This is a genomic window from Bacteroidota bacterium (assembly GCA_016715425.1).
Classification (GTDB): Bacteria; Bacteroidota; Bacteroidia; order Chitinophagales; family BACL12; genus JADKAC01.
Map to the genome: position 1 here is coordinate 453624 of JADKAC010000002.1, position 21699 is coordinate 475322.

The window sequence follows — 21699 nt, forward strand, 5'->3', positions numbered from 1 at the left end:
AACCATTTGTCAGATTGCTTCCATTTTAACTCAGTCTAATGCATTGTTTAGAAACTGAACCAACGGCTGAGCAGTTTTATAAATATCAGAAAGAGATCGAATAAAATCAGGTTTAGAAATCTCACTATCTTTTAATTGTTTGGTAACAATAAAACTTTTTTGCTTTAGATATTCAATCATCGGATTGGTGGGATCATAGCTTTTTGGAATTGTTTTCAATTTAAAATCAGATAATTCGCCAAATGTTTCTTTTAATTTTTTTACATTCAAAATTTTCTTGAAAGCAATAGAATTATAGTCAATTTCTTGTCGCAACTTTTTTAAATTCGATGCATCGGGAAAATAAGATCCTGCTGCGGCAAAAGAATTTCCTCCCGGCTGTATTTGCAAATAATATCCTGCATTAATACTGTTCTTCCCGCCTTTATTTATCCATGCACCCATATTTGTTTTATAAGGTGTTTTATCTTTTGAAAATCTTACATCTCTGTAAATTCTAAAGATTGCTTTGGATACATCTACATCCTGTAGTGTGTCATCAAACTTCGACATTTCAATTACTAATTCCTCTAAAAATTCTTTAAATTGTGCTTGAATAATCTGATACTCCGGTTTATGTTTTTCAAACCATTCTCTGTTATTATTTTCTGATAGTGCTTTTAAAAAGCTAAATATATTTTTTGAAATCATTGCTTAAGAAAGATTCTTTAATGAATAATGTATCCACTCAAATTTAGTAATCATCAATTAATTATTTACCAAAGAAAAATATCTTATTAAAAGTATTAACGTGCATCCTTCTATCTTTGCGACGTGATTTCAATACAAAATTTATCGCTTCAATTTGGCGGACAAGTAATAATAGATAGCATTTCAATGGCTATGAAACCCGGCGACAGAATAGGGTTAGTAGGAAGAAACGGTGCAGGAAAATCTACAATACTGCGCATTCTTACAGGACTGCAGGAGTATGATTCGGGCAATGTAGTAATACCACAAGGTGCCACTTTAGGATTCTTACAACAAGAAATTGCCGCTATGAAAGGGCGCAGTGTTTATGAGGAAGCTGCTTCTGCATTTAATGAAGCATTGCAAATTGAACAACGCATTGAAGAAATAAACGAACAACTAACAATCGAAACTGATTACACCGGTAAAATTTATAATGATCTGTTGGATGAATTGAATGAACTGCATCATCATTTTGAAGTGATGGATGTAGCTACTGTTGAGAAGCAAGTGGAGACAGTACTTAAAGGTTTAGGGTTTGACCGCAATGATTTAAGCCGTCCTGTTGAAGAGTTTAGCGGTGGCTGGCAAATGCGTATTGAACTTGCTAAAATTTTATTACGTAAACCTGCGCTTATTTTATTAGATGAACCTACAAATCACTTGGATATTGAAAGTATTCAATGGCTGGAAAATTATTTATCTGCTTATCCCGATTCTGTAATTATTGTTTCTCACGATCGCAAGTTTTTAGATAACGTAACGAATAGAACAATTGAAATAGTAAATAAAAAGATTTATGATTATCCGGTGGCTTATACCCGATTTACTGAATTGAGAAAAGAGCGTATTGATCAACAACGCAATACTTTAAAAAATCAGGAAAAATATGTGGAGCAAACTGAACAGTTAATTGAAAAATTCAGATACAAAGCATCAAAAGCAAAGTTTGCACAATCGCTGATTAACAAGTTAGATAAAATGGAGATGACCGAAGTAGATGATGAAGAAACTGCGAGTATAAAATTCAGATTTCCTCAACCACCAAGATCAGTAAAAAAAGTAATTGAAATCAGTCATCTTACTAAGAAATACGATGTAAAAAATATATTAGAAGATATTTCTATTACTATTGAAAGAGGTGATAAAATTGCATTTGTTGGAAAAAACGGTGAGGGTAAATCCACCCTATCCCGCATCATTGCAAACAGAGAATCCTACGAAGGCGAAATGGTGATTGGAAGTAATGTAGTTACCGGTTATTACGCACAAAATCAGGCGGATTCTTTAGATGGAGATGAAACAGTTTTTGATATTATTGATAAATCAGCAACCGGCGATATACGGACAAAGATTCGCAGTCTGTTAGGTACCTTTCTATTTAGTGGAGATGCTATTTATAAAAAAGTAAAAGTGCTGAGTGGTGGTGAAAAATCACGTCTTGCTTTATGTAAATTATTGCTGGATGCACAAAATCTTTTAATTCTGGATGAGCCGACAAATCACTTAGATATGCGCTCTAAAGATGTATTGAAAAATGCATTAAACACTTTTGAAGGCACTGTAATTTTAGTTTCGCACGACAGAGATTTTTTACAGGGACTTACCAATCGTGTATTTGAATTTAACAATAAGAAAATAACTGAATTTGTTGGTGACATCTACGATTATCTGGATGCAAAAAAAATAGAGAGTCTACAAGAACTTGAAATAAAAGTGGCTGCAAAAAAAACAGAAGCAGTGAAAATTCCTGTTGCTCCGAAAGAAAATCAATTTGAAAAAAAAAATAAAACAAAAGAGCTAAAGAAATTTGAGAGAGATGTACAATTATCAGAAGAAAAAATTTCCGATCTTGAAAAAAAAATAGCCACAATTGAAGAGCAATTGCGTGAACCGGATTTTTATAAAGAACAACAAGGCAATACCACCGTTTTTGATAATTACAATGCATTGAAAAAACAATTAGCAACTGTAATGACTGAATGGGAATTACATGTGAACTCTCTCGAAAATTTTAAATCTGAAAATCCTGATTTATAATGAATAATGGCGACTGGATACAGGTTGGCATTTTATTTCTCATCATCTTAATTATTATAATTCTGATTTATCTGCTGATAATCAAATTATATCTATGGTTTAGTATTGGTGTGCTGGTAAGTGTTGTAATACTGTACGGTATCACCCGTCGCATTAAACTTTAAAAACGTGAGAATAAATTAATTACAATAACAATTACTATTGCAACCAATCCAAAAAGCATAAGTGTTTTGTTGGACATTTTGTCAAACGGTGATTGCTCTTCTTCTTTCATAGATATCAAAGTTAATTAATCCTTAAATGCAATTCTTCACTTTAATAAAATGAGGCGTTATACCTACCTTTACCAAAATAAAAAAATTACAATGCGTATATTCAATATTATAGTTTTAGTTGCTGTATTAGCCATCACTTCTTGCAGCGATTCACAGAAAGCAGGTGATAAAAAAAATAATACAGAAACTGGTGAAAAAGAAAACAGAGTGAGTCCGGCGGAAACTGCTACAGCAACTATCGGAGAAAATATAGTTACAATTAATTACGGATCACCAAGAGTGAAAGACAGAACAATTTGGGGCGAGCTGGTTCCGTATAATGAAGTTTGGCGTGCAGGCGCTAATGAAGCAACCACTATTTCCTTTACTCAGGATGTGATGATTAATGGACAATTATTGAAAAAAGATACTTACGCTTTTTTTGCAATCCCAACTGCAACAGATTGGACAATTATTTTTAATCTGGATGAAAAGCAATGGGGTGCATTTAAATATAATGAAACAGACGATGCTCTTCGCTTTACTGTTACACCGGTAATGACAGATGCATTTGCAGAAAATCTCACTTTTAATGTTTCTCCGAATGCAGTAGGTGATGGTGGAATAATTCACTTATCCTGGGAAAAACTTACTCTACAATTTGAGTTTACAAATATCCCGGAGAAATAATTGTTTCAGAAGTAATAATACAATTGTACAAAGGCAACTGTGTGCGATGGTGTGCTGACACTATCGGTTATAAATCCATGTGCGGGATGAAAACATTTTATCCAGTAATAATCTGCACTGCGATATTCGAATAATGCTACACCTGTTGAATCACTGTATCGAATTGCATCGGCAGGACCATCTGTTATAAACTGATCGTAACTGCTGTAAATTTTTACTTCAACATTCGCAATTAAACTATCAGTAAATAAAATGGTATCAAATACATGATGCAGCGTTACTTCAATTGCTCTGTTGTTATTATCATTATTCGGAAATGGTTTTCCATCAGGATCTTTCTCGCAGGATACAACAAATAAAAACAATGCAAAATATAGAATTGCACTTGCTAAAGAATTCCATGTTATGTGTTTGATGAAATCCATTTATTAAATTGTTATTGCTGATTTACGACAGCTATTACAGAAAAATTTTTCTACTACTTAAGTGTTTTTAAAATTTGATTGATATCCACTTTTTCGGAAACTACTTTTTGTACTTCATCAATACTAATTCTTTCTTGTTGCATACTATCCCGTTCACGAATTGTTACTGTATTATCTTCTAATGTTTGATGATCAACAGTGATACAATATGGTGTGCCGATTGCATCTTGCCGGCGATAACGTTTTCCGATTGAATCTTTTTCATCGTATTGACACAGATGATAATACTTTAATGTATTGAAAATTTCCATTGCTTTTTCCGCTAATCCATCTTTTTTCATTAATGGTAATACTGCAACTTTTATTGGTGCTAATGAGGCGGGTAGTTTTAATACAGTGCGCACATCATCTTTCACCGCTTCTTCCTGATATGCATTACATAACATCGCAAGAAACATGCGGTCGCAACCAATAGAAGTTTCTACTACATACGGAATATAACTTTGATTTAATTCCGGATCAAAAAACTGCAATTTCTTTCCTGAAAATTCCTGATGACGACGCAGATCATAATCCGTTCTGCTGTGAATTCCTTCTAATTCTTTAAATCCAAAGGGATATTGAAATTCTATATCCACGGCAGCATTTGCATAATGCGCAAGATTTTCATGATTCTTAAATTTCAACATTGTCTTATCTGTTCCCAAAGCAAGATGCCATTGCATGCGATTATTTTTCCAGTACTCATACCATTGCATTTCTTCACCCGGTCTTACAAAAAACTGCATTTCCATTTGTTCAAATTCACGCATACGAAAAATAAATTGTCGTGCAACAATTTCATTTCTAAATGCTTTACCAATTTGTGCAATACCAAAAGGAATTTTTTGACGAGTAGTTTTCTGCACATTTAAAAAATTTACAAAAATTCCCTGTGCAGTTTCCGGACGTAAATAAATTGTATCCGCATCCTGTGCAACACTTCCCATTTTTGTGCTGAACATTAAATTGAATTGACGCACATCTGTCCAGTTGCGTGAACCGGATTCGGGATCTGCTATTTCGCAATCAATAATTATTTGTTTCAGTTCTTCCAGATTATTTTCACGCATTGCATTAGCGAGCCTGTCAGCAACATTTTTTTTTCGCTCTGCAATTTCTAATATTCTTGGATTCGTAGAAATAAACATCGCTTCATCAAAACTTTCACCAAATCGTTTAGCTGCTTTTTCAACTTCCTTTTTTATTTTATCTTCTTGCTTCGCAATATAATCTTCCACTAAATTATCAGCACGATATCTTTTCTTTGAATCTTTATTATCAATCAGCGGATCATTAAATGCATCCACATGTCCGGATGCTTTCCATGTAGTGGGATGCATCAGAATTGCAGTATCCAAACCCACAATATTTTCATGCATCTGCACCATTGCTTTCCACCAATATTCTTTGATATTATTTTTCAGCATTACACCATAAGGACCGTAATCATAAACAGCACTTAAGCCATCATAAATTTCACTGCTTTGGAAAATATATCCATACTCTTTCGCATGACTGATTACTTTCTTGAATTTATCCGCATCATTTATTTGCATCTTGCAAAGATAGCAGAGCATGCATAACAAATTTTAACGCTCTTATTTTTTAAATCTCTTTTTAAGTGCTTACTTTGGATTTATAAATACATGTAATATGAAAAACTTTCCGGGTAATTTTTTAACGATGACAGGTATTATTGCCTTAGTAATCGTGATCTTCTCTTTTAGTTTAAATAAAAAAACCACAACTGATAAATCATTGGCTGATGAAAACCGACTTGTAGCCCCTTTTGATGAAATAAAAGTATCCGGTGGTTTTGAAATAAAAATTAATCAGGGAGCACAAACACCAATAAAAATTATGGGTAGTGATGAGGATGTTAAACATATAAAAACTGAAGTAAAAGATAAGACACTGAAAATTGAAATTGATAATAACGGAAATAAAAATTATAATATGGGAAAAGTAATTATTGAAATTACTGTACCTGAATTATATGAAATTGAAGCCGCAGGTTCCAGCACAATAAAATGTAACGGAACATTTGGTGGTGCAAAGGATATGGATTTTGAAATTTCCGGATCGGGCACAATTGCTATTGATGTAAATGCTGATGAGTTAGATGCAAGTATTGCCGGCAGTGGCGAAATGATGTTTAGCGGAAGAGCAAATGAAGTAGATTTTGAAATTTCCGGATCTGGAAATTTTAAATGTGAAACACTTATTGCTAATAGCGCTGAGATTTCAATATCAGGAAGTGGTAATACATATATAACAGCACAAAATACTTTGGAAGTAAATATTTCAGGAAGTGGAAATGTATATTATGGTGGAAGCCCAAAAGTAAATACCAGTATTTCCGGTTCAGGAAAGGTGCAGGCGAAGTAGTGAGTGGTGAGTAGTGAGTGAGTAGTGAGTGGTGAGTGGAGAGTAGTGAGTGGTGAGAGGTGAGTGAGTAGTGAGTAAAAAAAGAGTAATGAGTCTTTAACCCCAAAAACAAAACACAAAACCCAAAAACCTTTTTTAAAAAAAAAAAAAAAAAATTTATTTTTTTAAAAAACCAACAAATAGCCCTTTAATCAGTGATGAGTTTTTTTAACCCGAAACTTGAAACCCGAAACCCAAAACTTTTTTTATCAATGTCCTAAGTCAATGGTCTAAGTTTTTTTAATCATTCCACCATCAATTTCAACACAACATTTACATCATCCTCATTCTGCACTTTTATAAAATACATGCCCGCCGGAATATTTTCAAGGGTTAGAGTAGCTGAGATATTTCCTGCATTTATTTGATATGTTTTTATGAGTGCGCCATTGGTTGAAAACAGTTCAATGCTTGTATTGGATTTTAATGGTGTACCTGTTTGAATAACACAATATTCATTTGCCGGATTTGGAAATACTATAAAATCATTATTGAAGGGCATGGGTAAAATACTTACATCTAAACTATCACAACCCGGCACTAAGCAACCCACACTATCCAACTGCATTACCCAAAAATTCTGATCTTCTTCATACACTTCTCCATACGCAGCACCTGCTATAATAATACCTCCGGCATCGGTGAGTTCTATATCATGAATACGATTATCCTGACCTAAGCCGCCGGGTGAAAGATATCTGTGTTCCCAAATCGCATTTCCATTTATATCCACCCTTGCTATATAGCCATGATAATCTCCTACGGGTTCTGTTGCCAGATAACCAATGACAAGTAAATCACCATTGGGATATTCAAACCCAACGGAAAGCTGTAGAAAATTATCATAAATAGTGTCTATATCATACGTAGAATTGAAAATCCAAAGTAATTCATCTGAATCATCTAAACGGAAAACCAAAGAGTTATAAGGATAATCGGGTTTGTTTATACCACCTCCATAATATCCACCTACAATTGATTTTATTCCATTTGTAAAACATCCACCTTCATGAATTTCTTCACTTAATATTGTACCCGCAGAATCAAACTTTCTTATTTCATATATTGGTGTAGGGCAGTCTATAAAAGCATGGAGTAAATAAAAGATATTTTCAGAGTCAATAGGCCCCATTACAGTTGAATTATACTCACCAAAATCACCAATCAGTTTACTCCAAAGCAAATTTCCATCTGCATCTGTTTTCTTTAAGATAGTGCGGTAAAATACTGAAGCGCCTCCTGCACAAAACAAAAGCAAATCACCATTGCTGAATTCAAATACCTGCATACCTGTTTGCCATTGTTCGCTAAAATAAGTTTTGGTAAAAATGGTATCTCCGGTATTGGGATTAAACTTGACTAACAACACATTTGACAAACCATCTGCTGCTTTAGAACCTGCAAATACAATATTCCCATCAGTTAATAATTGACCAGCTATAAAATAAGAATAGTATTGCGAATCAACACTTCCCAAAACCTTTTGCCATAGCAAATTCCCTTCAAAATCAATTTTTGCATATTTAATTTTTTCATCAAAATATTCTCCAATTTCGTAACCCCATCCGTTCCCAATTAAAATATATCCATCATTTAATTTTACAATACCAAACCCCACATCATCTCCATTACTAAAATCTATGGTTTTATTAAATGTAGCTTGCGCTTGTATTTGATTTGTGAAAAACAGAAATAAAATCAATACAGAACAGATGTATTTATTAAAATGCATCTTATTCTCTGAGGTACCAGCCGAGTCACTTGAAAAGGACTCGGCGTTCTTATTTCTATTTTGCCAATGGTATATCATAAAATTCAAGATAATGTGTAACTGGATATATTCCTTTTTCACCGGTAAAATAATACTTTGCGGATGAATGTAAATACTCTTCAGGCAAGTTCGCTAATTTCCATTTATCTTTTATAGGGTTATTATGTATGTACTGCAATTTTTGTTGAATAAATTCTGAAGAATAACATTCTTTACAATCAAATGAATCTTCAAATACTTTGTGTATTACATTGTTTTTTAATTCTGATGAGGTTACACCATTTGTCATTTCCTGAAGTATTTTAAAATTGTTCTGCCCCTTTAGAATTTTTACGATTTGATATGCCATAAAACGTTTTCCTTCCCCTATTACTTTTTGAATGATTACACTTTCCACCGGCAAATATAAAATTATATGACAGTGGTTTGGCACCCCGATAGCTATCGGGGCGTAGCCAAATAAATGGCATCCTTTTGCAATAAGGAAATCAAACCATTTATAAATCCGAGTATAAAAATTTGTTATCTCAAATAGATGTAGCCAATTATAATTCGTAAAAGTGCAGAAATATGTAGTGCCCGTATTAACTTGTTTTACTTTAGTACTCATGATTATAAAACTAATAAATAGAGTTTATAATTTATTATACGCCGAGTCCTGTTCCAGTGACTCGGCTGGACGAAAGTAAAAGTGCAGAAATGTAGTGCCCGTATTAACTTGTTTTACTTTAGTACTCATGATTATAAAACTAATAAATAGAGTTTATCATTTATTATACGCCGAGTCCTGTTCCAGTGACTCGGCTGAGACGAAATTCGTAAAAGTGCAGAAATATGTAGTGCCCGTATTAACTTGTTTTACTTTAGTACTCATGATTATAAAACTAATAAATAGAGTTTATCAATTATTATACGCCGAGTCCTGTTCCAGTGACTCGGCTAGGACGGAAGAGAGCCGGCGGTAGTATTGTTAGATTCCGTTAGGCAATTAATTTGCGCAAGAAGGCCTCTTGATAATAATAATATAATAGTTAAGATTAAGTATGTTTTCATAAAAAATTATTTTAAAAATTTATAAATAGAAGAATTACTTTTAGTTTTAATATGTAACAAATAAATACCCTTTGGATATTCATACATCGGAATATTTAGTCCAGTATAACAATTTATTCCTCCTTGTAAAAATTTACCATTTAGATCATAAAGAGTAAATTGGATTATAGGTTCTGAATTATTTATTGAGATTTTTATTTGTGCGCTTAAAATATCATAATAAATATTGTAATTAATTTCACTATTTTCTATTTCTAAAATAAAATCACATTCACCTCCATCAAAATTCAATAATCCATATACAGGATGATAAAAGCATTTTATACCAAGTGGTTCGGATAAATCTGGAAGATCACAATATCTTGGGAGGAGATAGTTTGGATTTCCATACAATTCAACAATGGAATCTGCAACACATAAACTCAACCAATCCTCCATATGAATATGACTTACTTGAAATTCTACATCAAAGAATGTAAAATAACTAATTGAATCAACATAAACTGTAGTTGGATTCATTGGAGCTATTTCACCATAATAAAAATTTGTAACACTCATAACCCAACTATCATTAGGTTCAGGTTTCAAAATATAAACTATACTGAAGCTGTCTTCGACTGAAGCAAAAATTGTATCGTTTAATTGATACATATAAAATGCTTGATCTGAAATAGGAGTGGAACCATTAAAGATAGTTGCAACTATCTTTTTGCAAGGAACTCCTAAAAAAATAGTATCTTTTTCAACCTCCAGAGTATAAACTGCTTGATTGGGTGGGAATCCATATTGGTGAAAATAGTACCACCACTTCACACCCACCGGTGCAAACTCCGGTGTTTGTGTAAATCCTTGCGCACTTCCAGTAAATAATAAAAAAATAAAAAATAATTTATAAAAAGAAGGGAATTTTGTTTTCATGTATCAAATATAATGGTAATTGTGGAATTGGCAAATGCGATGGAGGTATTTGTAGAATTGTAGAACTGAAAAAAAGTGTAATCGGGTAATCGGGGAAAAATGTGCAAATGTGGTTAATGTGCAAATGTGCAAATGTGCAAATGAAATGTTTAGCAGATTAGCTGATGGGGTTAATGTGAGAATGTGTAGAATCGTAGAATTGTAGAATTGTAGAACTGAAAAAAGTGGAATCGGGGAATCGGGGAATTGGAAAAAAATGTGCAAATGTGATTGATGTGCAAATGTGTTTAATTGTAGAATCGTAAAACTGTAGAATTGTAGAATTGTAGAACTGAAAAAAGTGTTATCGTCGAATTAATGAACTATGTAATCGAAAGAAACGATAAGAAAGGATAATTACGATAACTAAATTAAAATAAACTTGAAACATGTAACACGAAACCCGAAACACGAAACTTGAAACATTTTTTTGTCAATGGTTTAAGTTTTTTCGCCAATAGCCAAAAGCTAACGGCTAATAGCCCTTTGCAAAATCAAAATTCCGCAATCGCTTTTTCCAAACATCTATCTATTCCATTTTCTATATCCGATAACTCATTTTTAAAATATATATCGGGAATTACACCAATACCTTCATACGAAATACAATCTGCAAATTTTACTTTTTGAGTTGGCAATGTATAATACCAACCATTCGCAAGATCACGACCAATCATTGTAGAATGTGCGCCGTTCGTAGTATCACCAATTACAATTGCATTCGGCATTGTTTTAAATATCATCGCAGTGCGTTCACCAGCACTTATCGTATATCTATCTGTAAGCAATACTACTTTTTTTGAGTAATAAGGTGTTTGTGGTTCTATATACCAATCATACCAATCGGTATAATCATTTTCTCCTTTTCCGTTTTTTGTTTTTGATGAAAATATTAATGTGCGGTTTTGAATTAAACGATTCATATTCGAAAATGCCCATGTGAAATCACCACCACTATTATGTCGTAAATCAATGATTAAACCTTTGGTATCATAATTATCCAACACATCATTCATCACATCTAAATTATCTGCGATGTAAGCAAAATTTACATAGGTAATATCGTTGTTAATTGTTCCAAATACAAAACCCGGATATTCACTATCATCTTTTATAAAACCATTGTCGAGATAATTATTTTCAATCACATTTAAATCAAACAATGCATCATCAATTTGATAATTATAAATATGATTTGAGAAGAAATATTTTTTGCCGGGCACTGTCATTTGCACATGTCCATCATCAAGTACTGCGAGCATGTTTGTTATAACAATATACAAAGAATCATCATCCGTATTTGCATTCACCATCGGGCGATAAATAAGATACAGGCTATCCCAATTTACATGGCGTTCATCAAAAGGTGCATAACTATCATCGAATGATTGCCAGATAAATTCAAAAACAGATACGGGATCATTAGCAGGTTCTTCTTCAAAAAATAAATTACAAGAAGAGCCAAGAATTGCAATAGAAAATATCAATATTAAATATCTTGTTTTCATCAGAAGCTATAATTAATGGTTAGTGTAATTCTGTTTTCGTAAGAAGTTAATGGCAATGGTTTAGAATAATGCAGGAAATTAAATTTATATGCAAAACCAACAACCCATTGATCATAAAAATGATAATTGTACTCGGCCAGTAAATCTAAACTTTGAATGGTATTCCATGTTGCTAAATTTCCATCAGCCAGATAAGCGAAAAAAGTATTCAGAGATTTATGCGAAGAGATATTCTCAATAAATTCATCGTCATTTAATAAATAGGGCGATCTGGCTACCCAGGAAAATACGGGTAATCCCAATCGCAGATATACGCCATTTTTTTCGTCAAACTGATATTGCATTGCACCCCAAATGTCAATACCGAAATTTGCAAAATATGTAAATGCTCCATTGCGTCCATAATTAATATTTGAAGCATCAATATTGTTGCTGAACCGTCCACCCGCTAAATATTTTATCTTTTCTGTATTGTATAATTCCTTTCCCAAATAATAATCGAGGTTCACATAAGTATGATAGGAAGGATATGTTTCTGCAATTGTTGAATCTGAATTATAATATTCAAATGATTCACCATTAATGGTATTGAAAGTATTATAAGTGAGAGAAAACTCTTGCCACAATTTCGCATCTCGTCTGTATTTAATTCCAAAGTTTCCTATTGAAACATCGCTAAATGCAAATGGTGAAATAAGTATGTCTTGTCGGTTGAGTGTGCTTAATCCCCAATTTACCTGATACGTATTTTTATAATGCAGGCTATCCTGTGCATTACAAATACCTATTGCGGAAATACTAAGAAGAGTTATAATAGTTTTTAATTGCATAGTTTGAAAATGAAGTATAAAGTTGGGAAAAAACTCTTAATCCGAGATTGTGATTTGGGCTCTGTGTAAAAAAAAATTAACCACATAGACACATAGTTTAAGTTATTTTTTTCTATGTATCTATGTGAAAAAAAAATATTTAGCCTGAGCTTTTCTATCGGAGTTGTATTATATGTTTCGGTTGGTGAGGACACCAAACCGATAGGGTAAAAAAATATAACCACATAGGCACATAGTTTAAATCATTTTCCCCTTTTTTTCTATCCAACTTCCAATTGCCAACTGCTAATAGCCAACTGCCAATTGCCAACTGCTAATAGCCAACCGCCAATAGCCAATTTAACGAGAACAAATCAGATTAATAATAAATATAAATTTGTAGTAAAATAAAAAGTTGGAAACGGTAATACATTACTTCGAAACTATTCCAAGTTTACATCGTGCATTAATTCTTGCAGGGGGATTAACTTTTTTTTGGTTGATTGAGTCTGTAATTCCGCTGTTCAAATTCAATTATAAAAAGCCGAGACATGCGCTGACAAATATTTTTCTAACAATTACTACCTTATTAATAAATCTCCCGTTTGCTTTTGTCATCGTGCTAACAGCAGATTATTTTTCAGAACATCACATCGGTTTATTATATGTGTTTAATCTGCCTGTTATCATATTCATTTTTGCTGGTTTATTATTATTGGATTTCATCGGTGCTTATATAATTCATGTAATTCAACACAAAGTAAAATGGATGTGGAAATTTCATATAGTGCATCACAGCGATATGCATGTGGACACTACCACTGCCAACAGACATCATCCAATAGAAAGTATTTTTCGTGCGGTGTTTACTTTACTTGCTGTAATAATTTCCGGTGCGCCGATGTGGTTGGTAATGATGTATCAAAGTGCATCTGTTGTTTTTTCACAATTCAATCATGCGAATATTACTTTACCCCATTGGTTGGATAAGGCAGTAAGCTGGGTAATAGTTTCACCTAACATGCATAAAGTGCATCATCATTATTTACAACCATTAACGGATACCAATTATGGAAATATTTTTTCTATTTGGGACAGACTATTTAAAACATTTGCAAGTGTAGAAAAACCCAATGAAAATTTGCAGTATGGAATTGATTTATTAATGCAGGAAAAAGACAGTCAACAAATCGGTAATTTACTTACAATGCCTTTTAAAAAATATGAGCCATTGCCAACGTCAAAGTTTGTTGATTCTAAAAAGTATAAATAGAATGTTTGTCATCTATAGCTATGGCTATGGCTATAGCTATGGCTTTGAGCTTCCTTGCAACCATCGAGTAACCGGTATCACAATTGACCACGGTAATATTTTAGAAAAAAATGCATTCACTTTATTTAAGAATCCGGGAATAACAATGCGCTTTCCTTTTAGCATTGCGTTATAACTTTCTTTCGCAACAAATTCTGCACTTAATATTGGATAATATTTTAATAAGCGTGTATTGCCTGTATGTAAATTGCTGGCTTCCATAAATCCGGTTTCAACAGGTCCGGGATGTGATGAAGTAACAGAAACATGAAATGGTTTCAACTCATTATATAATGCAGAAGAGAAATAATATACATACGCTTTTGTTGCATAATAAATAGCCATTGAAGGCCCCGGTTGAAAAGCAGCATTGGATGCAATGTTTAAAATCTTTCCGCTTCTTCTGGTTTGCATTTCAAGTGCAAATAATTTTGTGAGATGTGTAAGCGCAATCATATTTAAATCCATCATGCTCTTCTCTTTTTCCCATGGTGTAGAAGTAAATAAACCAAACTCTCCAAATCCCGCATTATTTATCAGATAATCAATTACAATATTTTTACTTTTTAAATAGTCATAAATTTCCTGCGCTGCATTTTCCATAGTTAAATCTTTTATAATTACTTCAACTTGAATTGAAAATTGTTGCTCCAAATCATTTTTAATTGCAAGCAACTTATCCTGACTACGAGCCACCAAAACAAGATTGCCTTTTCTAGATGCATGCAGCTTTGCTATTTCCAAGCCGATACCGCCGGATGCTCCGGTAATTAATGCTGTTGACATTTAATTAATTGATTTAGATTTTTAATAGGAATTTATTTCAATAAAAATTTATAGAAAATGCATTGACGATTCAGGAAGATAATATTGCAGGAATAGTAATCTTTCTTAATGTTAATTAAAGCGTATTTGAATTGGCTTCGTTTTATTGCTGTAGAAATGAATAATTAAATGAGGATAAATCAAAAAGCAATGTATGATTTTTTTTGAAAGAAATATCAAGATCTATTATATCCAAGTTCTACTAAATATCTATTCATCTCTCCACCACCAATTTCTGTGTTATCAGCATTGCGTTTTCTTGTGTTATAATTATGAAATATAAGCCCGATGGTAATGTACTGATGTTAATTACATCTGTGCTTTGTTGATTAAAATACAACACTTCTTTACCATATATATCTGCTATATGTATTTGCACTATGCCCTGTGGTGCGTGTTTTAGATATATATAATTATGTGCAGGGTTTGGATATAACTGTATAGCATTTTTATTAATATTATTTACTGCTGAGGTGCCTATTGTATCACATCCACTTTTTTCCATAACACCAAGGTTATAGTTGGGCATGTTCGGGAGACCTAATCTAACAATTTTGCCGCCTGTACTTATAGTTAAAGTGTCAAAGTTACATGCTAATCCACCCAAGTTTGGTTCATTTATAACAGAAAGAAATGTAGGATAAGAAGGCCCTACAGAAGTTAAATAAATCTTATTATCAATACCTAATTGTAATTGATCCAAATATAACTTTTGAAAACCTGTGTCTAAATTTTTATAAATAATTACCTCTGTATTTTTAATATCTGAAATTGAGTCCAATGTGTATTGATACAAATAACCTTTACCTTCTTCACCGGGTTTAGTAATATATAATTTGTTACCTTGATTAGAAAATTCTAAACCATATAACCGATCATTATTATTTCCAATAAAAATTGAGTCTATATTATAAAAGTGGGATAAATAACCACTACATCTATCGAAATAATATAGATTAATTGAACGGCCATTTGTGCAAGCTAACATGTTGCCTTGTTGATTAAATTTCATTTGACCTAATGAAATTAATGTTTCTTGGTCTGTTAGAATTGTTCCTTCATGTAGAATTGGTTCTGAAATACCCGAAGGACTAATTAAAAAAGAATAGAAATTTATTGAATCAATAAGTGATCCTTCTTCAACTTCCGTAATTGTTTCAATCATTAGCCACCAGTCACGTCCGTTTGCATGGCGCACTGCCTGCAATTTTTCTGTAAATGGTATATCTGATGCTATATTATTTTTTGTAGTAACTAAACCTGATCCATCCTCAAAACTCATATCAACTATAGTATATTTTAGGTAATTAAAATCATGATGAAAAATATAATATTTGTTTGAATCTCCAGGATCAGGTAGAATTATTACAGCTTGAGTAGTACTCGATAAGGTTCCGGCACCTAAATCTAAAAAATTACCATTTAACATAATTTCATGCGCTGCATTCCATATTGTTTTTCCATTTGTATAAAATAATAAATTACCTTCCTCATCAGAAATGCTTGCACATGGTTCAGACATTACAATACTGCTTAAAAAAGGTGTTGGATGCTCCGTTGCAAAATTCAAACCTGCGCTGTCGCCAAAAGCCCAATTGATAGCTCTGTTTTGGGTAAAACCATAGCAGCTAAGTAAAGCTGCTATGGTTATTAGAAAAGTTTGTTTCATTAAAGTTGTATTTAAATTAATGTAAATACCTATTTGGTAATTACAAGTTTTTGTGTAAACATTACTTCATTTGGTTTACTTATAACTACCAAATAAATGCCTTGTGCTACATTACGAATGTCTATCAATTTACCAAATGTATAGTTATCAGTTTGTAAAATTACTCTTCCTGATACATCTTTTATATCAACAGAATATTCTTCGGCATCCACTTCATTTTTAGTAATCAGAAAATATGTGCCTGTTGGATTTGGTGAAAGCATATAAATTGTATTTGTATTTAGTATTTACCTATATATTTTAGGCTTGTAAACTCATATTCAAATACATAATAAATATCCAATCAAATTGGTGGATTTTTAAATGGGATTTAATACTGTTTAAAACAATTAAAATTGTATTGGTAGGAATTGGAGGTGGATGAAAAAGAGAATAGAAAAATATGTTTACCAATCAAATCAGCAAACTGCGTTTCATCCCAAAGAAAGGAAAATAACCGGTTGTCGGGGTGGCAGGATTCGAACCTACGACCTCCTGCTCCCAAAGCAGGCATTCTAACCGGGCTGAACTACACCCCGAAAAATATTGTAAGAACTGCAAGTGCAAAAAACATTTCAATTTTCTGCGGTGAGGGAGGGATTCGAACCCTCGGTACGCTTTAACACGTACGACGGTTTAGCAAACCGTTAGTTTCAGCCACTCACCCACCTCACCAGTTTAATTTTAAAAGGCTTGCTACTTCCTTTTATTTATCCTTCCTTTTTATGTGAAGGCAGGCAAAGTTAATACATACATTTAAGTACTGCCAAACTTCTGCAAACAATTCCCCATAAAAAAATCTCATATTTTTTATATGAGACTTTTATAAGAGTAAAAGTTCGTTTTATGAAATACTCATTTGAAGTTTCTTCGTTAACTCCTCCACGCTTTCTTTAAACTTCGTATCTGTATCCATCAAGTTTTGTATTGCCTGACAGGAATGTATTACTGTACTGTGATCTCGTCCGCCAAAATGTTTACCAATAGATTTTAATGAATTCTTAGTAAAGCCTTTTGATAAATACATGGACAGTTGTCTTGCCTGCACAATTGCCCGCTTGCGTGTTTTCTCTTTCAACTTTTCTACCGGCACTTCAAAATAATCGCACACTGCTTTCTGAATAAAATCAATGGAAACCTCACGGCTCATATTCTTTACAAAATTCTTTACAATCTTTTTTGCAAGATCTAAATCAATTTGTTTTCTATTTAATGAAGCTTGCGCAAGTAAAGAAACTAATGCACCTTCCAGTTCACGAATATTGTTGGTGATATTATAGGCTACAAACTCTACTACATCTTTTGGCAATTCAATTCCATCGGAATACATTTTCTTTTCAAGAATAGCAACTCGTGTTTCAAAATCCGGTGGTTGTAAATCCGCACTTAATCCCCATTTAAATCTGGAGAGCAATCTTTCTTCCACTCCTTCCAAATCTCTCGGAGGCCTATCACTTGTTAAAATAATTTGTTTGTTTTCCTGATGCAGGTGATTGAAGATATGGAAAAATATATCCTGTGTTTTTGCCTTGTTGCCAAAGAAATGGATATCATCAATAATGAGTACATCAATCAATTGATAAAAATGTACGAAATCATTAACTGAATTATTTTTCAATGATTCAATAAACTGATTAGTGAATCGCTCCGCATTTGTATATAAAACTGTCTTGTTCGGAAAGTTTTGTTTTACTTCATTGCCGATGGATTGTGCAAGATGCGTTTTACCTAAACCCACACCACCATAAATCACCAATGGATTGAAAGCGGTGCCTCCGGGTTTTTGCGAAACTGCAAATCCGGCGCTGCGACACAAGCGGTTGCAATCACCTTCAATAAAAGAATCGAAGTTATAATTCGGATTCAGGCCTGATTCTATGTTTACCTTTTTAAGGCCCGGTATTACAAAAGGATTTTTAATTGCGTTTCCCATTACAAAAGGTGCTGCTACTTCAGGATTTTTATTATTTCCTGTGTTATAATTTGGATAATTAATTGTGAACGGCGAATTACTTCCCGAACTGTTTTCTACTACAATTCGATATTCCAGACGGGCTTCGCTTCCCAATTCACGTTTTACTGTTTTTCTTAATAAAGTTACATAATGTTCCTCAAGCCACTCGTAAAAAAACTGACTCGGCACTTGTATCGTCAATACATCACTTTCCAGGCTTACGGCTTCTATGGGTTCAAACCATGTTTTATAACTTTGGGTATTCACATTGTCCTTAATTACTTTCAGACAACTATCCCATATTGATTTATGATTTTTGATGCTCATCTCCTCTTTTAAACTCTGCTTAATAAATTTTTAACAATAAGGAAATACGAAACTGTTGAAAAAATTTTTTTAAAAAAAATTTAATTGCACTTGTATTTTTCCTACCAATAACAGTGTATTCAAAAATCCCATTTTTCAACATAAATATTTTTAATTCTTTTTTTAAATGTTACTCTCAAAAAATTTAATACTTGATAATAAAAATTTAAATTGTATGGGCAGGATTATTGCCAATAAAATTTCCTCCTGTCTATTTATTTTTTTTTATTATTTAATGTAAAATTTAAAAACATTTTAATAAATCTTTTAACCTATTTCTCCAAATTATTTTCAAAATAAATACAAAATAAAAATTGTATTAGTGGCTGAAAACAACCGAAGCGACTAATGTAATAACTATAATGCATAAACAACCCTGATATTGAAAATATTTTTTTTAATCAGATAAAAAATGATTTGAAAATTAAAATCTGTAAGTGTATAAAAATTAAAAATAGAAGTGTAGAATCTAAAATTTGTGAATAAAAGAAATCCATCTCTCATTCAAAATGTGCGAGTTAAAGTAATCAGACAAAGTGGAAATTCAACTTAAGAATTCAGATAAAATTGATTTTAATTTTAAATGTATATTTATATGTGTACAAAATAAATTTCTCATTTATCTTTCATAAAGTAGCATCACATCTTTTTTGAGTTGATTGATTGCTTTTGTTCCCGGAGTTTCTTCTTCGGAGTCTGCCAGAATGCCTATAATTTTTTTACTGAGTTCAATTGAGCTTGCATCTGGTCGCAATTCCAATGATTGCTGATTAATCATACTTATTATTTCTTCTTTCGCTGCTCGAATCATTGCCCATGAATCATTAGAAACATATATCTGCTGACTGAGATTATGTTCGTACTCCATACGTATATTGCTGATGAGTGCTGTGCGAAAATCGCTTACTGTCATTTCCGCCTTGCGAATGCGTGGCAGCAAATTATTCAATGCAATCCGTTCAATAAATAAAGTAAGCCGCTCATAAGCCTGCAAGCGCACTGGTAAAGATTCCCTGAGGTTTGCTTGTCGGTATTCCAACAATCGTATGGCTTGTTCCCTGTCCAGAAATGCTCTGATTACCAAATAAGTAGTTAGAAATATGATAATGCCTGGAACGAGGTAAACTAAAATCTGAGAAAGTAATTCCATAAATAATTTAAGTGTGGTAAAAATATAAAAGTGAATGTAAAGAAACTTAACGACACAAAAGTGAGTTTAGTAAATTTGTAAAAAAGAAAAGAACAATCATGGATGTTTTAACACAATCACCTGTTACCCTAACTGCAAGCGCATATACTGAATTAAGAAAAATACTGATTGAAAAAAATCTCGGCGATACCTATGGCTTACGTATTGGCGTGAAAGGTGGCGGATGTGCCGGCATGTCCTATCTTCTTGGTTTTGATTCTGCCAAAGAAAATGATAATACCTATAAATACGATGACTTAACAATTTATATGGATAAAACACATGGCATGTATTTAATAGGAATGGAAATAGATTTTATTGAAGGATTGAATAACAGAGGATTTACTTTTAATAATCCTAATGCTTCTAAGACTTGCGGTTGCGGAACTAGTTTTGAATCTTAATACTCAAAGACTCTCCATTGCTATCCGGAATTTATTTCCGCAGATTTAATATTCATTTTCAACTCAATGATATCCAAAAAAAACCTCCGCTTACCTGTTCGTATGCGGAGGATCAAAACTAGTCACCCCTAATAACCCTTTTGAATACAGCTAAGACACTTGAGGTATATAAAATGGTTGCAGAAATGAATTGTCAAATAAAATTTGACAATTATTATTTTGATAATATCAATATGAAAAATCCGATTATTTGTTTTGCTGTTATTATAAAACAATAGGATTATAACCGTTATAGTAATTTTACCCGCTATTATGTCTGTACATATTTCTCATCTCACAAAATTATTTGGCGAACAAGCTGCTGTTAATGATATTTCATTTGCAGTAAACCCAGGTGAAATTCTGGGATTTCTGGGGCCAAACGGTGCAGGAAAAAGTACTACCATGAAAATTATTACCGGATATATTCCACAAACATCAGGTAGTGCAACTGTTTGCGGATTTGATGTGGAGAAACAAAGTTTAGATGTAAGAAGACATATAGGATATCTGCCGGAAAATAATCCGCTTTATACCGATATGTATATAAAGGAGTATCTGGAATTTGTGGCAAGGCTGCATGGGATGAAATCCTTTGGAAAGCGAGTGGAGGAAATGATTGCATTAACAGGACTAACTCCTGAGCGCAAAAAGAAAATCGGGCAACTATCAAAAGGGTACAGACAGCGTGTGGGATTGGCTCAGGCAATGTTGCACAATCCGGATGTTTTGATTTTGGATGAACCTACTTCAGGTTTAGATCCAAATCAATTGGTGGAGGTGCGCAATCTGATAAAACAATTGGGAAAAGAAAAAACAGTGATTCTCAGTACACATATTATGCAGGAAGTACAAGCCATTTGCAACAGAGCCATTATTATTAATAAAGGAGTGATTGTAGCAGATGATACTGTTGACGCTTTGCGCAATACCTCTGCCGATACATCTATAATCAATGCTACATTTAAAGAAACTGTGGAAATAGCATTGATAAAAAAACTTCAAGGTGTTACTCATGTAAAGCATATTGGAAACAGTCAATTTATTATTCAATACAGCGGCAATGCAGATATGCGGGAACAGCTTTTTCGTTTTGCAGTTGATAATCAACTTACACTATTAAACTTGCAAATAGAACGACAAGAACTGGAAGACATATTCCAACAACTCACTTCAGGAAATAAAATAAATCTATAA

General features: G+C 32.8%; 19 protein-coding genes and 2 tRNA genes. 6 read left to right on the forward strand and 15 right to left on the reverse strand.

What is annotated here, in order from left to right; translation table 11 throughout:
* Positions 1–30: 30 nt before the first annotated feature.
* Positions 31–690 (reverse strand): DUF2461 domain-containing protein, encoded by a 660-nt coding sequence (locus IPN31_03810; protein MBK8681028.1) that lies wholly within the window; start codon positions 688–690, stop codon positions 31–33.
* 123 nt (positions 691–813) lie between these two features.
* Between IPN31_03810 and IPN31_03815 the strand changes: the two genes are divergently transcribed.
* Together IPN31_03815 and IPN31_03820 are read left to right on the forward strand one after the other, a co-directional pair.
* Positions 814–2769 (forward strand): ABC-F family ATP-binding cassette domain-containing protein, encoded by a 1956-nt coding sequence (locus tag IPN31_03815; protein ID MBK8681029.1) that lies wholly within the window; start codon positions 814–816, stop codon positions 2767–2769.
* 365 nt (positions 2770–3134) lie between these two features.
* Positions 3135–3713: a DUF2911 domain-containing protein gene (locus IPN31_03820; GenBank protein ID MBK8681030.1), complete on the forward strand. Its 579-nt coding sequence runs from the start codon at positions 3135–3137 to the stop codon at positions 3711–3713.
* Positions 3714–3718: 5 nt separating this feature from the next.
* Here the strand turns inward: IPN31_03820 and IPN31_03825 are convergent, their stop codons facing one another.
* Both IPN31_03825 and IPN31_03830 read right to left on the reverse strand, forming a co-directional pair.
* Entirely contained in the window at positions 3719–4138 is a 420-nt protein-coding gene (locus tag IPN31_03825) for a hypothetical protein (protein ID MBK8681031.1), read from the reverse strand.
* A 53-nt stretch (positions 4139–4191) separates the two neighbouring features.
* Positions 4192–5730, reverse strand: a complete 1539-nt coding sequence (locus tag IPN31_03830; protein ID MBK8681032.1) for a glycine--tRNA ligase — start codon at positions 5728–5730, stop codon at positions 4192–4194.
* A gap of 103 nt (positions 5731–5833) precedes the next feature.
* Between IPN31_03830 and IPN31_03835 the strand changes: the two genes are divergently transcribed.
* A complete protein-coding gene (locus tag IPN31_03835; protein ID MBK8681033.1) occupies positions 5834–6568 on the forward strand; it encodes a DUF2807 domain-containing protein in 735 nt (244 codons plus the stop codon).
* Positions 6569–6851: 283 nt separating this feature from the next.
* On the opposite strand, the gene IPN31_03840 is transcribed toward IPN31_03835, so the two are convergent.
* From IPN31_03840 to IPN31_03860, 5 genes are all read right to left on the reverse strand, one after another.
* Positions 6852–8339: a T9SS type A sorting domain-containing protein gene (locus IPN31_03840; GenBank protein MBK8681034.1), complete on the reverse strand. Its 1488-nt coding sequence runs from the start codon at positions 8337–8339 to the stop codon at positions 6852–6854.
* A gap of 55 nt (positions 8340–8394) precedes the next feature.
* Positions 8395–8775 carry a hypothetical protein gene (locus IPN31_03845; GenBank protein ID MBK8681035.1) on the reverse strand — a complete coding sequence of 127 codons (381 nt, stop codon included), beginning with the start codon at positions 8773–8775 and terminating at the stop codon, positions 8395–8397.
* Positions 8776–9437: 662 nt separating this feature from the next.
* On the reverse strand, positions 9438–10349 hold the full coding sequence (locus IPN31_03850) for a T9SS type A sorting domain-containing protein (protein ID MBK8681036.1): 912 nt from the start codon (positions 10347–10349) through the stop codon (positions 9438–9440).
* Between the two features lie 533 nt (positions 10350–10882).
* Positions 10883–11896, reverse strand: a complete 1014-nt coding sequence (locus IPN31_03855) for a S41 family peptidase (protein ID MBK8681037.1) — start codon at positions 11894–11896, stop codon at positions 10883–10885.
* Entirely contained in the window at positions 11896–12726 is an 831-nt protein-coding gene (locus IPN31_03860) for a hypothetical protein (protein ID MBK8681038.1), read from the reverse strand. The genes IPN31_03855 and IPN31_03860 overlap by 1 nt, the downstream gene beginning before the upstream one ends.
* A 394-nt stretch (positions 12727–13120) precedes the next feature.
* Here IPN31_03860 and IPN31_03865 point away from each other — a divergent pair, with 394 nt between their 5' ends.
* The gene (locus IPN31_03865) at positions 13121–13978 is read left to right on the forward strand and encodes a sterol desaturase family protein (protein MBK8681039.1); all 858 of its coding nucleotides are present in this window, start codon (positions 13121–13123) and stop codon (positions 13976–13978) included.
* Between the two features lie 36 nt (positions 13979–14014).
* Here IPN31_03865 and IPN31_03870 read toward each other — a convergent pair whose 3' ends face one another.
* From IPN31_03870 to IPN31_03900, 7 genes are all read right to left on the reverse strand, one after another.
* Positions 14015–14803, reverse strand: coding sequence for an SDR family oxidoreductase (locus tag IPN31_03870; protein ID MBK8681040.1), 789 nt, complete (start codon positions 14801–14803; stop codon positions 14015–14017).
* A gap of 253 nt (positions 14804–15056) precedes the next feature.
* The gene (locus IPN31_03875; GenBank protein MBK8681041.1) at positions 15057–16511 is read right to left on the reverse strand and encodes a T9SS type A sorting domain-containing protein; all 1455 of its coding nucleotides are present in this window, start codon (positions 16509–16511) and stop codon (positions 15057–15059) included.
* A 29-nt stretch (positions 16512–16540) separates the two neighbouring features.
* Positions 16541–16774 (reverse strand): T9SS type A sorting domain-containing protein, encoded by a 234-nt coding sequence (locus tag IPN31_03880; protein ID MBK8681042.1) that lies wholly within the window; start codon positions 16772–16774, stop codon positions 16541–16543.
* Positions 16775–17014: 240 nt separating this feature from the next.
* Positions 17015–17089: transfer RNA gene (locus IPN31_03885), tRNA-Pro, on the reverse strand.
* 47 nt (positions 17090–17136) lie between these two features.
* Positions 17137–17225: transfer RNA gene (locus tag IPN31_03890), tRNA-Ser, on the reverse strand.
* A 169-nt stretch (positions 17226–17394) separates the two neighbouring features.
* Complete coding sequence (dnaA, locus tag IPN31_03895; GenBank protein MBK8681043.1) at positions 17395–18831, reverse strand: chromosomal replication initiator protein DnaA; 1437 nt, start codon at positions 18829–18831, stop codon at positions 17395–17397.
* A 658-nt stretch (positions 18832–19489) separates the two neighbouring features.
* Entirely contained in the window at positions 19490–20020 is a 531-nt protein-coding gene (locus tag IPN31_03900; GenBank protein MBK8681044.1) for a hypothetical protein, read from the reverse strand.
* Positions 20021–20118: 98 nt separating this feature from the next.
* Between IPN31_03900 and IPN31_03905 the strand changes: the two genes are divergently transcribed.
* Positions 20119–20463 carry an iron-sulfur cluster assembly accessory protein gene (locus IPN31_03905; protein MBK8681045.1) on the forward strand — a complete coding sequence of 115 codons (345 nt, stop codon included), beginning with the start codon at positions 20119–20121 and terminating at the stop codon, positions 20461–20463.
* 312 nt (positions 20464–20775) lie between these two features.
* Entirely contained in the window at positions 20776–21699 is a 924-nt protein-coding gene (gene gldA / locus IPN31_03910) for a gliding motility-associated ABC transporter ATP-binding subunit GldA (protein MBK8681046.1), read from the forward strand.